The organism is Bradyrhizobium elkanii WSM2783 (genome assembly GCF_000472865.1).
Lineage (GTDB): Bacteria > Pseudomonadota > Alphaproteobacteria > Rhizobiales > Xanthobacteraceae > Bradyrhizobium > Bradyrhizobium elkanii_A.
This window is the reverse complement of sequence record NZ_AXAP01000015.1, coordinates 71,266-83,717: the sequence shown is the minus strand read 5'-3', so window position 1 is coordinate 83,717 and position 12,452 is coordinate 71,266. Positions and strand designations below refer to the sequence as shown.

12 protein-coding genes are annotated in these 12,452 nt (G+C 59.7%); 5 read left to right on the top strand and 7 right to left on the bottom strand.

Translation table 11 applies throughout. The annotated features are described in order from the left end of the window. Positions 1 to 1,018: 1,018 nt before the first annotated feature. Entirely contained in the window at positions 1,019 to 1,168 is a 150-nt protein-coding gene (locus tag YY7_RS64755; protein ID WP_349642659.1) for a hypothetical protein, read from the bottom strand. Positions 1,169 to 3,381: 2,213 nt separating this feature from the next. Between YY7_RS64755 and YY7_RS51785 the strand changes: the two genes are divergently transcribed. From YY7_RS51785 to YY7_RS0116135, 3 genes are all read left to right on the top strand, one after another. Then, a complete protein-coding gene (locus YY7_RS51785) occupies positions 3,382 to 4,227 on the top strand; it encodes a Ku protein (protein WP_035690237.1) in 846 nt (281 codons plus the stop codon). A gap of 1 nt (position 4,228) precedes the next feature. Then, complete coding sequence (locus tag YY7_RS0116140; RefSeq protein WP_035690235.1) at positions 4,229 to 4,831, top strand: RNA ligase family protein; 603 nt, start codon at positions 4,229 to 4,231, stop codon at positions 4,829 to 4,831. A gap of 367 nt (positions 4,832 to 5,198) precedes the next feature. Then, positions 5,199 to 5,750 carry a GNAT family N-acetyltransferase gene (locus YY7_RS0116135; protein WP_028164153.1) on the top strand — a complete coding sequence of 184 codons (552 nt, stop codon included), beginning with the start codon at positions 5,199 to 5,201 and terminating at the stop codon, positions 5,748 to 5,750. 437 nt (positions 5,751 to 6,187) lie between these two features. Here the strand turns inward: YY7_RS0116135 and YY7_RS0116130 are convergent, their stop codons facing one another. The 5 genes from YY7_RS0116130 to YY7_RS0116115 form a co-directional block, all read right to left on the bottom strand. Beyond that, positions 6,188 to 6,535, bottom strand: a complete 348-nt coding sequence (locus YY7_RS0116130; protein ID WP_028164152.1) for a hypothetical protein — start codon at positions 6,533 to 6,535, stop codon at positions 6,188 to 6,190. 31 nt (positions 6,536 to 6,566) lie between these two features. Then, complete coding sequence (locus tag YY7_RS60380) at positions 6,567 to 7,091, bottom strand: hypothetical protein (protein WP_155255208.1); 525 nt, start codon at positions 7,089 to 7,091, stop codon at positions 6,567 to 6,569. Positions 7,092 to 7,114: 23 nt separating this feature from the next. Further along, entirely contained in the window at positions 7,115 to 7,714 is a 600-nt protein-coding gene (locus YY7_RS0116125; RefSeq protein WP_028164151.1) for an RNA ligase family protein, read from the bottom strand. Between the two features lie 97 nt (positions 7,715 to 7,811). After that, complete coding sequence (locus YY7_RS0116120) at positions 7,812 to 9,152, bottom strand: TROVE domain-containing protein (protein ID WP_028164150.1); 1,341 nt, start codon at positions 9,150 to 9,152, stop codon at positions 7,812 to 7,814. A 474-nt stretch (positions 9,153 to 9,626) separates the two neighbouring features. Then, the gene (locus tag YY7_RS0116115) at positions 9,627 to 10,262 is read right to left on the bottom strand and encodes a response regulator transcription factor (RefSeq protein WP_035690232.1); all 636 of its coding nucleotides are present in this window, start codon (positions 10,260 to 10,262) and stop codon (positions 9,627 to 9,629) included. Between the two features lie 199 nt (positions 10,263 to 10,461). Between YY7_RS0116115 and YY7_RS0116110 the strand changes: the two genes are divergently transcribed. Further along, a complete protein-coding gene (locus YY7_RS0116110; protein WP_028164148.1) occupies positions 10,462 to 10,716 on the top strand; it encodes a helix-turn-helix domain-containing protein in 255 nt (84 codons plus the stop codon). Here the strand turns inward: YY7_RS0116110 and YY7_RS0116105 are convergent. Further along, positions 10,713 to 11,198, bottom strand: coding sequence for a MarR family transcriptional regulator (locus YY7_RS0116105; RefSeq protein ID WP_028164147.1), 486 nt, complete (start codon positions 11,196 to 11,198; stop codon positions 10,713 to 10,715). The genes YY7_RS0116110 and YY7_RS0116105 overlap by 4 nt on opposite strands. 589 nt (positions 11,199 to 11,787) lie before the next feature. On the opposite strand from YY7_RS0116105, the gene YY7_RS0116100 reads away from it, so the two are divergent. Next, positions 11,788 to 12,447 carry a hypothetical protein gene (locus YY7_RS0116100; protein WP_155255205.1) on the top strand — a complete coding sequence of 220 codons (660 nt, stop codon included), beginning with the start codon at positions 11,788 to 11,790 and terminating at the stop codon, positions 12,445 to 12,447. Positions 12,448 to 12,452 lie beyond the last annotated feature (5 nt).

Here is a 12,452-nt window from a genome sequence, read left to right as displayed (position 1 = left end):
CTTAAACATGGCGCTGCTCCGTACAGTGGGCGAGAGCGCTGCCCGGCGTTCTCATCACCGATAGTTGGTGATAGCCGTTAACATTCCAGCAGCATGTAGGTTGCTGGAGTCCCTAGGGAATAGGAGACCGCTCGGAAAATGAAGTGCCTTCTTTGCGAAGACAGAGGTTGGGTTTGTGAGAATCACCGAAGCGATCAGACCGCATTTGTGGCCTCTGCCACGTTCGCCGGGCGCGCGGTTCGTCTTAGCGATGCCCGCAGTCTGCTGCCGCGGGAACTAGCGGCAATTTCAGCGTCGGCTACGATTTTTCGAAGCAAACGTAAATCCGACATCTTCCGTGCGAGTATGTCCCTATCTGACGCCACTTGCTCGCGAAGCTTTTTGGCAGTGCGTATTGAAATGCGCATACGAGCCGCCCTCCTTGGAAGGAGCGGAACTTGATATGGTCAGGAAGGTTTGGCATTTAACTAATTATGTTTAAAATTTTTTATATGTTATTTTATTTCAAATTTAATATCAGTCAGAAAGGAGACGTCAGATGGTTGCCGCTCTTGTCGTCGCCCTGACGACGGTTGCTCCGCCTGCGCAGGCCTGCAACAACAGGGGCAATTGCGCAAATGCGCCGGGCCAGAACAAGGAGTCAGCGGAGTCCCCGGGCCGACCACTGACATGACGGGCATCGAATCACCAAAATAGAGCAGCCCGGCCGAGTGTAGGACCGAGCTGCCGTTTGCGCCTGCTCACACGGTCTGATGCTCCCGTGTGCATCTACATAACTTCGCCACGAAAGGCCCGTTCCGAAGTTGGTGCAGCCGCCCAAAAAAGCCCCAGCATCAGGGGGAATCGGGGGAAGCTGCTGAGGCTAATGATACGCCGCTGACGGCAATGTCCAGCCTTGGAACGTGGGGATTACCAATGAAGTGCCTTCTTTGCGAGGAAAGCCGCCGCGATCGAGCGCGGATTGCCCTGGCTTACGCACCTATGTGAAGATCACGCCGGAAGGCGCCGAGCTATTTACCTAGACCGGCGATCTTAGCCCGGGAGATGTTAGCCACTCGGCTAATTGGGCGGCGGTTTCGTCGTAGCGCGCTTTACGTAACTTCTTCTCCCGTTCACGACCAAGTGGGAGCTTTTTAGCTTCATCGCGGAGGCGCTTCGCCTCATCCATCAGCCGCTCTTCGAGTGGTTGAAGCTGTTTGAAACGACGTCGCGTAGCCCCTTGGAAGGCGCGGTGCTTCGCCCGGTTGCGGAACATTGCAGACGGGGCAGGCGCGCCGGCACCACTAGTGTCGCCCGTCGCGGCCACTTCCCCGATAAACTAGGCCGCATTTCCCGGTGAAGGCAATGAGCCGAGGCTACCTCGTCAGCTTGTGCACTTCGCCAGGCTTGAGGTGTAGGTTTTGCAGCTCTTTCAATTGCTGGAGCCTCACGTGTCCAGTCGCAACCTCCGCCGTCCAACCTTCTGGGACCGCTGTCAGAACTAGAGTAAGGGCTTGGCTCGGTTTAGCGGCAGCGGCCCAAAGTTGCTGGCTTGGGCGGGTCATCGCGTCGTCCGCCGTTACTTCAACAATCGTGTATTCGGTGCCGAATGACTCAGCCATGAACGTCTTAATGCATGGCCGGTCGCTTGGTGCAGCCAAATTAGGACAATGACAAAGCTAAACAAAGCAGCGCGGCCGAGCTGCTGTTTGCGTGATCGCGCGCGGTGAAGATCACGCCGGAAGGTGCCGAGCTGTTTGCCTGAATCGGGTCAGTATTGCTCCTTGATCGGCGCGCAGTCCCACCTATTTTCGTTGACGGGGCCTCCCCTTAAACACCAGAGGATCGACATAGCCAACACTAGGTGAACCGACGATGATCGACGAGTCCATTGCTCGCATGCGCTCGCATCGCAACAATATTCGCCGCTATCGCCAATTGCTCAGAACTCGGCTGACGGAGCTGGAGCGACAGTACATCGAGCGACGGCTGTCGGAAGAAGAGTCAGCCCTTCAGGCCCTCGCCCGTACCGGCCTCCCTCTCAGCCCGACGTCTCCGAGGACCCCTTCCACGAGCGCAAGCAGCTAGCATCCGACGGCCTCGACCTGTACTAGCTCGCGGACATGGCTGGTCATGTTATGACAAACAAAGCAGCCCGGCCGGGGGTCGGACCGAGCTGCTGTTTGCGCGTCGCTCACACGGTTGGTGTTCGTGTGCGCACCGGCATAACGACGCGACGACAGCTCCGTTCCTAACTTGGCCGCCGCCAAGAAAAAGCCCCAGTATCGGACAAGCTGCGGGTGCAAGGGAGTCGTTCGTCTTCCTGAGTCGGTCACGCCCGCTGTCCTGAATCGTCCGGCGTCTTGAGGCGCGCACGGCCTTGGAGGGGACTCCATTCGACGACTTCTTTTATGGCTAGGAAGGTCAAATGCTATTGAGGTTGGGTAACAGCAGCGAGCCTTTCTTCATGGCTTCGGCGAAGATCGGGGCAACTCAAAGCGCTAGATGAAGGAAGACAGTGTCATAAATGGGCAGTCGCGCGCCGAACTGGATGCCCAAGCGACAAAAGCCCTTGAGAACGCGCGGGCCATGCCGCCGGGGCCAGATCGGATAGAAGCCATGAAACAGGCCGGCGCGCTTCGAGCTGAGGCGGATAAACTCGCTGGTCTGGTCTTCGCCCGTAGAGGCCGTCCTCGCCGTTGAATTACATGCCGGGTCGGCTATTCGCGGTCTGCAATGTCCCGGCACCTGGCGAGCCGCCGCGTCTGCTGGAGGGGTTCAAGCGATGGTGCACCGTCAGGACATTGTTGACAAGATCGGCGAATGCCGAGCTAGGGCGAAAGAGGCGCTTGATACGCGCCGGGCTCTGCAAGTTTTGCAAGCACGTTCTTGGGCCATAAGGCTTACGAGCCCTTCCCGAAGAGAGATGACGAATGCCCGTAGTGTTCCAAGCTCCGGAGCACGGGACAACGGGAATAACTCTCTCGCGAACGGGGCGAGTTGACAGGAATGGTATATTTCACGGCATCGAAACGATTCGGGGCCGTCGATATGCCAACCCACCCACAACGCAAGCTCCCGCTGCAATCAGCGCGCCCGGCTTACCGCACATTGCAAGGCTGGGCCCTCGGCGCGTTGATCGACCAGGGTGCGGTGGTCGAATGCCCTCATCATGGCCACCGGATCGATCGAAGCGATCCGGATGCCTGGCAGCGAGCCCGCGAAGAAGCATGGAGGAACCCCTTCCCAGGCGCTACACCCGAGGCCTGCATCGCCGCGCTGGATGAGGTCAGGGCAAGCATCGGGGATACCTGTCCGGACTGCTAAATCGCAGTTCCGACTCCACTTCCCCTCGCCTCCCCCTATATTGAGCCAATTCAGTACAGGTGGAGTTTTGAGTAAATGGCCCCGCGCGCCAATTGGAAGGGCTTTCTGCGGCTGTCCCTGGTGACCTGCCCCATCGCACTGTTTCCGGCGACCTCGGAATCCGAGAAGATCAGCTTCAACCAGATCAATAAGCAGACCGGGCACCGGATCCGGTATCTGAAGGTCGATGCCGAGACCGGCGAAGAAGTCTCCAACGAGGACATCGTCAAGGGCTATCAGGTCGACAAGGACCGCTACCTCGAGGTCACAAAAGACGAGCTGGACAACATCGCTCTAGAATCGACGCGAACGATTGAGATCGATGAATTCGTGCCGCGGAGCGAAATCGACGACCTCTACTTGGTCCGGCCCTACTACATCGTGCCTGATGGCAAGGTCGGACACGATGCCTATGCCGTCATTCGCGAAACCATCCGCTCTCTTGATAAAGTCGCTCTCGCCCGCGTCGTGCTAACCAACCGCGAGCACGTTATCGCGCTTGAGGCCCGCGACAAGGGTTTGATGGGCATGCTGCTCCGCTACCCCTACGAGGTGCGCGACGAGTCCGAATATTTTGACGATATCCAGGACGTCAAGATCACGAAGGACATGCTCGACCTCGCAAAGCACATCGTCGAGCAGAAGAGCGGCCATTTCGAGCCGGATAAATTCGAGGACCATTACGAGGCGGCGTTAGCCGAACTGCTGGCTAAGAAGCAGAATGGGCTGCCGATCGCCGCGGTGAAAAGGGTCGCGCCCGGTAACGTCATCAACTTGATGGACGCGCTCCGCCAAAGCCTCGCCTCAGAGAAGGGCGCGCCGGCGGCACGGCCGACCAAGACGCCAGCAAAGAAGTCGGCGAAAAAGCGCAAGGCGGGCTAACGTGCCCGCGCACATCTTTCAGCCCTGTATTCCTACCCGCGGCATATCCGTTCCCGCCGGAAAGGACTGGCTCCACGAGATCAAGCATGACGGCTACCGGATGATGGTGATCCGCGAGCGCGACCGCGTGCGCCTGAAAACCAAGGGCGGGTCCGACTGGACCAAGCGCTTCCCGTGGATCGTCGAGACCGCGCGCAAGATCCGGCAGAGCCACTTTGTGATCGATGGCGAGGCAGTGGTGCTCGGTGTCGATGGTATCTCCGACTTCGATGGCCTGCATTCGCGACAGCACGACCACGAGGTGCAGCTCTACGCCTTCGACATCCTGGCCGGCGATGGCGACGACCACCGCAAGCTGCCGCTATCGATGCGCAAGGCAAACCTCGCGCGGCTGTTGCGCGGTCACTCCGAAGGCATCTTCGTCGCCCCGTTCGAGCAAGGCGATATCGGCCCTCAACTGTTCGAGGCCGCCTGCCGCATGGGGCTGGAGGGGCTGGTGTCGAAACATCGCGAGCGCGCCTACCTCGCAGGCCGGTGCACGCACTGGGTCAAGGTCAAGAACTCGAAGCATCCGGCCTATCGTCGAGTGCAGGATCAGTTCTGATCGATCAGCGCGTTCAATGCTTCGTTGCGTAGTCTCCACAGGACGGATCGTGCACAGCGACGCGACTGGAGAGCGCGCCGGGGCCGGCCTCCTCTTTGGCCGACCACCGGGCTTGAGGATCGAGACGATCGGCCGAGAGGTTGCGTGCCAAGCCAAGCGCGGCATGGGCAGGACGTCTGTGCACTTGTGACACGTGCTACTCAAATTCGTTTCCGCCCTCGCCGCCCAAAAAGAAAGCCCCGGAGCGTCTCTTCAGGGGCAGCAAACATGCTAGGGGCGCTGACAGAGCAATGTCTCAACCAGCGAGCGTAGCCTCGCCTTGAGTGCGAGTGGCGAGAGCCCTTGTTGTGTGTAATACTCAATTACTATGAAGGCTCAGGTACCAGTTCTAACAACCGCTCGCCTGCTTCTCCGGCCGCTAGAAATCGCGGATGCCGATGCAGTGCAGCGTCTTTTCCCACAGTGGGAAGTCGTTCGGTTTTTGACGAACCGAGTTCCTTGGCCCTATCCCTCCGACGGAGCACTGACATACATCCGCGACATCGCTTTGCCAGCGATCGAAGAAGGAACACAGTGGCATTGGTCAATAAGATTATCGGCAAAGCCCGATCGGCTGATCGGCGCAATCAGTTTGATAGATGGGTCTGACGCAAACCGCGCATTTTGGCTCGACCCAACCATGCAGGGCCAGGGCCTCATGCAAGAGGCAAGCGACGCGGTTACGGACTATTGGTTTGGCGTTCTCGGAAAAGCCGTGCTTCGCGCGCCCAAAGCTGTAGCCAATCTCAAATCACGCCGGATTTCGGAGCGCAGCGGAATGCGAGTGATAAGAACTCAATATCACGAGTATGTATCAGGCCGACAGATGGAAGAGATTTGGGAGATCACCCGCGACGAATGGCTGAACCGGCCGAAATAAAGTGCCTCCTTGTGGCCAGTCGCGACATTTGCTGCGGTTGCACAAGGCGGTTGGTGTGGAGGCGAACGGACATCGACGATGATCTAATGAGTACGCGCCCTAGTGTTTGATCGGCGGCGTCTCGTCAAGAACCCCACTCACATCAGGCTCATCAATCCCGTCGCCGCGGTTACATTCCTCGCATGGCATGCCGGCGCCGCACTGGCATCCCCAAACCTCCTCTGTCCAAGGACGATCAGGGTGATTTTCGCACACCCAGCCCAGCCCATGGCACACCGGGCAATTCGGTTTCGTCACGTGGGTCCTTCACCAAAAAAAGCAGCCCAGCCGTCGCATCGGCCGGAGCTGCCAAGTTCGTCACCGTACACACACGTTGTGAGCCAGCGTGCGTGCGACAATAGAACCCCGCCAGAACACGCCCGTTCCAACTCGATCGCTTATAGCTGGATCGGCAACGCCAGCTGGATTGCCGGCGGTTCACCATGGCGGCCGATGAACGCCGCCAATGGCTCTGGGATCTCGCCGCGCTCGGCGCACCGCTGGCTCAGCTCGATGGCGATCTCCTCCGAGACATCGCGCGACCAGCCTTCCGCGGTGTTGAAGCTGACAATCCGAACCGGGCTGCTGTACTGGCCCTCCATCAGATTGCGCAGCAGAGTGGCGCGGTCGGTGTCACCCTCGTCGGTCTCGCGCCACACCCGGCCCAACTGGTGGCCTACCTCATCCAGGACCAGATAGACATCAATGTCGTCAGAGGGTGGGACAATTGAGGAAGAGAAACGCATACGCATACTCCACGCGAAATATCCAAACTGATCAACGTCTAGCGCGTAGCGGCCCAATTAGCCGGACCGTCCATTGCTTTTTGTCCGGCGACTGCTCAACGATCTCGAACTTGCCCATTGGTGCGCGCTTCGTTGAAACAGGCATAACGGGCGTCGTAAAGGCGAAATCGCCGCTTACCCAGGAGGACTGGACGTTTACGAGATTTGCCGCGGGCGGCTGGCGGAATGTCGTCGGGTTGGGATGCTCTTTTGGTGTCGGACTAGAACATCTATACGTAATGCCATCGCAGTCGAATTTACTGTTGCAACGCCCGGCAACATAATTGATTGGAGTACCCGCATAGCCGGCCGGAAGCACGTAGTCGAGAGCGTTGTCGAGTGTGTTGGGGCAGCGTCTGTCCGGCCTAAAGCGAAAGTTGACTGTTATGTTTGTACCGCCGCCCGAGACGAACAGGTCGTGCGGCGGCATCACGTAGTGACCGTCTTTGAGAGGCGACTGCGCAAACGATTGCGAGGGGATAAGAGCGAACGCGATAAGGGCCGGAGAGAAACGCATTTTTGCCTCCCTCGATCTTTTTCCTAGAACTGATCCTGCACTCGTCGATAGGCCGGATGCTGCGGGTTCTTGACCTTGATCCAGTGACTGCATGGTCCGGCACCATACCAGCGCCCGCTGTGCTTAGACACCAGCCCTTCCAGCCCCATGTTGCAGGCGGCCCGGAACAGATCCGGCCCGATCTCACCACGCTCGAACGGCGCCGCGAAGATGCCGCTGGCGCGCCGCGCCAATAGCCGCTCCAGGTTCAGCTTGCGCATCGACAATGGCAGCTTGCGCACGTCCTCGCCATTGTCGGCCAAGATGTCGAAGGCGTAGAGCTGCACCTCTTCGTTGTATTTGCCGGAATGTAGCCCGTCGAAGTCGCTGACGCCGTCGACCCCGAGCAGCACCGCCTCGCCATCGAGCACGAATTGCTTGGTGCGGATCTGGCGGGCGGTCTCGGCGATCCAAGGAAACCGCTTGGTGCAATCGTGGCCGCCCTTGGTCCGCAGCCGCACGCTGGCGCCGTCACGGATCACCATCAGCCGATAGCCGTCGTATTTGACTTCGTGGAACCAGTCGGCGGTTGCCGGCACCGTGGTGCCCTTCTTCGGCAGGGCAAATTCAAGGTTCTTGGTCATGGCGCTGATCTATGTATCAGCCACGGCGAATCAAATCTTTTGTCCTAAAGGCTGATCCGGCTAGGAGGCCCGCCTTGCGGCGAGCCCCCTTCTATCTTCAGTCGTCGGCCTCATGCGCATGCATGAAGCGGAGCACGTTCTCGCTGAAGCCGTCGATGTGGGTCCAGCGGCCATAGCCAACGCCGTTCCGGTTCGAGGCGACGTTGATCATGTACGCGTACTTCATCTCTGGCGGCGGCACGGTGTCGTGGCTCTGCTCGTCGGTGATCGCCACCAGGCGGTCAGCGCCAAGGCCGTTCATATACGCCACCGCCCGGCCCAGGTAAGTGCCCTGATGGCCCTGGCTGCGCAGGATCGCATCAATGCCAGCCATGCCGCGCCGCGCCGGCACCTCGATGACATGGTTCGAGAACGAGAACAGCCGCACGTCGTCGCCGGGGAGGATCGCGGCCAGCGCCGCCGCCGCGTCCATCCGCGTCAGGTCCGACTTCGCCGACAGCTTCTCGTTCATCGAGCCGGAGACGTCGACGAGGATGGCAGTTTTACCTCCGAACTTGCTCATCTCGCCGATCGCCGCCAGCAGCGCCCGATCGATCGCCGGCTCGAACTGCGGAGCTGCGCGTGCCGCCGCGACATAGCGGAACGGCAGCACGCGGGCCGCGCCCTTGCGCAGTGCGATCTTGTCAGTGACGAGGTCGCGATCGACGCCAGCCTCCGCCATGTTGCGCAGGTTGCGCAGCAGCGCCAGGTAGCCGAGCTTGTCGCCGGTCAGGAGACGCTCGAACACCTCCCGCTTGGTCTCGGCACCGGACGACAGCGCCACCTCCCACGTATCGGGCGCCGGCAGGGCGCCGTCCTTGGCCGCCTTGAAGAAGGCCGCCCGCGCATCGTCCTCCGGCTTCGGCCGCACGATGCGGAAGACGTCGCGCAGCTTGACCTTGCCGGCCCGGTCGTACTTGGCGAGCTGGTAAGCATCGAACTTTCGCAGCGCCAGGTCGAGGCCGCGCATCACCTGCGCGGTGAACTGGCGGCCATGGCCAGCCGTGGCCGCGCGGCGGTCGCCGCCTGCGGTGTAGATCGCCAGAAACTCCGCCATCTCGTCGGCGCGCGCGATCACCTGCGCGATGGTCCTGGCGACCAGCGCGTCGGTGCGACCGGCGGCGGTGCGCGACAGCACCTCGAGCAGGAGCAGCGGCACATGGCGCAGATGCATGACGGTGCGCGCCTCGACGGCGAGCGCGGCCACGATCTCCGGCGGCAGGCTCTCCGCCAGCGCTTTGATGCGCGCGGAAATCTCGACGCCGTCCTCATAGAACTCCTTCTCGAACAGGAGGCAGGACAGCACCGAGCGCCGCAGCGCCTGCTCGGTATTGACGGGATGGGCCATGGCGCCCTCGTGGGTGCGAAGGGCGTTCGTCGCGCGGATGTTGGTTCGCATCGGTCGCTCCTGTTTGCATTCTCCCGAGACGGGTGGAATGGCGCGAGAGGCGGAAAGCGGACTTGCCGACTCGAACGGCCAAGCCTGCCAGCGGCAGGCGCTTCATCCAACGAAGTAACCGCTTCCTACGGCGGCCACTCCAATCGTCCGGGACCACGACCGCAACCGGTGAGACAGAGCAAAAGGCGAAACCGGCACCTTTTCCCTGCTCTACCACTAAGCTACCGGCCCTTGCGGGCCGGGTTGGAATCGAACCAACGACCGGGGCTCTTCAAGCGAAGTATCCGACTTCTACGGCGTCTGTCTCAGGGGTGCCAGCAAGTGACGCGCCCGGTGCTTGGTGCATAGTTGCTAGTGCGAAGTAACCGAGAGCTTACGGCGTGGCGGCGCGGTAGAAGCGCCCGCATTGCGGCTTTGTCAAGGGCGGCGCGCCAACTTTCCGGACATAACGCCTGCGTCGCGGTGGATGAAGGATCAGCCCAACGCCATTTCGACGGCGATGCGGATCAGGTCGGAATGATTTTTGGTGCCGAGCTTCTCTCTCAGACGCGAGGTGGTGTTGGCGACGGTCTTGTAGGAGATGCTGAGCGCCGCGGCGACCTCGCCAATCTTGTCGCCCCGGCCGAGCAGCCGCAGGATCTCCAGTTCGCGCGGCGACATCAGCGAGACTGGATTGGCCTTGATGGCGGCGCCCGAAAAGGTCACGGCCTTCGTCAGGTGCGGCGATATGAACGTGCCCCCTGCCGCGATCGTGCGGACGGCCTTCACGAGCACCCTGGGGTCGTCGGCCTTGGAAACATAGCCTTGGGCGCCCGCTTCCACCGCGCGGACCACGACGGCCGGGTCTTTGTTCGTGCTGAACATCATGATCCTGGCTGCCGGATCGTCCTTGCGAATCCAGCGCATCAACTCAAAGCCGGAAACATCCGGGAGGTTGATGTCGATCACGGCCACATCGGGCTTCCTGCTAACATAAACCCGGTGGCCTGACCTGGCGTCGGTGGCTTCCTCGATCTTGATTGCACGGTCGGAAGCGAACAACGCCCGGCATCCGGACAACACCACCGGGTGGTCGTCGACAATCAATATTCTTGTGGCCAGTTTCGACATATGTTGCTCACTTGCATTCCCTTTGATCGGCCTACTTCTGACCGATTCTGGTATTCGTCGTGCCACTCCAAATTTTTCACTTTGCCGTGTCCCTGTGTCATTCCACGGTCTTCTAGAATTGTTCAAATTGTCGCCCGCGTGGGGCGTGGATATAAACAACCCTATGTTGAGCCCATGGCTAGAGAGGCGACGTTTCCTGATGAAGAAAAAGAAGATCAATGGGAAACGTCCGCCGAGGCCGACCAAGCAGACCATCGGCCAGTTGATCCGCCAAACCCGCAAGCGCAAAGGACTAAGCGCCGAACTTGTCGCTTTCGAATGCAACGTTACCACCAGCCGGCTTTATCAATGGGAAGTTGCGAACCGCATTATCGAAAAGAACATCCCCGCCTTGGCGAAGGCGCTCCGGATTCCCGCTAGTCAGTTGCGATCCGTCAACGTCAAACGGCGTTAGATTTTTTTCTTACGACCGTTTTCGCCCACCGGATACTCCCGATCGATTTTGGTCTGCAGCAGATTGATCGCGGCTTGCAAGCGATTGCTATCCGCTGCCAGAATGTCGAGCCACTCCAGCAATGCCTCGATATCGAACGGCGCCGCTTCGATCCGCTTATCCGGTCGTCGCCTGATCGCTTCTTTCTGCTCCAACCACTCGACGTGGCCGCTCACGGTCGAATGCGGCATTCCGAGTTGAGATGCGATCTCGGCGATGGTGACGGTGCGCTGGCTCGCCGTTGCAATGCGAACAACCATCAGCGTCAACGCGCGACCCCTGGACGCCGGCAGGTTCACATCCTCATCCGCGAACACCGGGTCTTGGCTGTTCATGCGGCGAAAGTTCAGGACGAATTGTGCCATTGCAGCGTAGGCGGACAGTTCAATGTGCTGATCATGTCCGACCGTTGCGGTCGCCGTTCTTGCTTTCTTATTTTTCATTTTACTTTCTAACCGAATTGCGCGTTCGGTCTCCCCTCCCATTGCAGCAACTTTGCGGCTTCACGATTTGCCGCGACAACATTTTCCGAACTGATCCGCGACGCAATCACGAGCGCTCGGCAATGTATCACGAGTTGGCACTTTTTTCTTTGCGTGAGGCACTGGACACATTCGGGTGACTTGCGCCAAGCTTGCAACCAACACGTGATCGTCCTTTCCAAAAATTTGGATTTTGTTACGGACGCAACACGGGACACAACTGGTTGGGAGCGAACCTGCTGCGCCTGCGCAAGGGCGATGTGAGAACACACTGCCGCGCGTATCCAATCACAATGCTGAAAACACTGCGGTTGATCTGCACTGCTGATCTGCGAATTCGTTCGTGGGTATGAGGAAGTATTGCAACGATGCTGAAAACACGCCCTTCACACAATCCAAACATTTGGATTTTTTGAAACACTGCATTTGGATTCCGGGACCACTCACTATGCAGTTTGTGCATTGAGCAGATGTGACCAACACTAGAGAGAGAATCGTCATGGCAACTCTACCCATCTATCTGGAAGTCGAAGACATCGCGGTCGGGCCGGTGCTGATCGCGCTGAAGAAAATGCCGGGCATTATCAAGCTGCATCTGGCGCTGCTCGATGAAAAGCCGACGCCGGCCGCGCGTCCCGGTGGCATGAGCACCGAGCAAACCATGGTCGCAATGTTTGCCGACCGGAACGGCGGGCCGATCTCCGTCGATGAGGTGCAGGCCGAACTTGGCGGCGCTCGCAGCAAGACGTATAGCGCCCTCTACGCACTGAAGAAGAAAGGCGTGCTGCAACAGGTTGGCAAGGGCGAATACAAGCTCAGCGCTAAGGCGATGCAGTTGATGACCGGCAAAGCGCCCACCAATGCGCCCGCCAAACCGACGACCCCTGCCCTGCCGAAACCGCGATCCCATCCTCCCGCTAAGAGGAACGGACACGCTGTCCTCAAGCCAAACAGCGGACGCGCCGAACGCGGCACCGGCCTGACCGCGCTACGTCAGGTGCTTTCCGACAGCGGGCCGATGAAGTTCGCCGAGATCAGGGCCGCGCTTGGCGAAACCGTCTCGTCAAAAAGCGTTAGAGGCATCATTGACCGCGCGCGCCGCGATGGCTTCCTCAAGAAACGCCCAAGCGGAGAATTCGAGCTGACGGCAAAAGGCGCGCTGCCCGCATCACCAGAATCCTCGCAACTGCAACTCGGGGGCGAGACGTAAGTCAT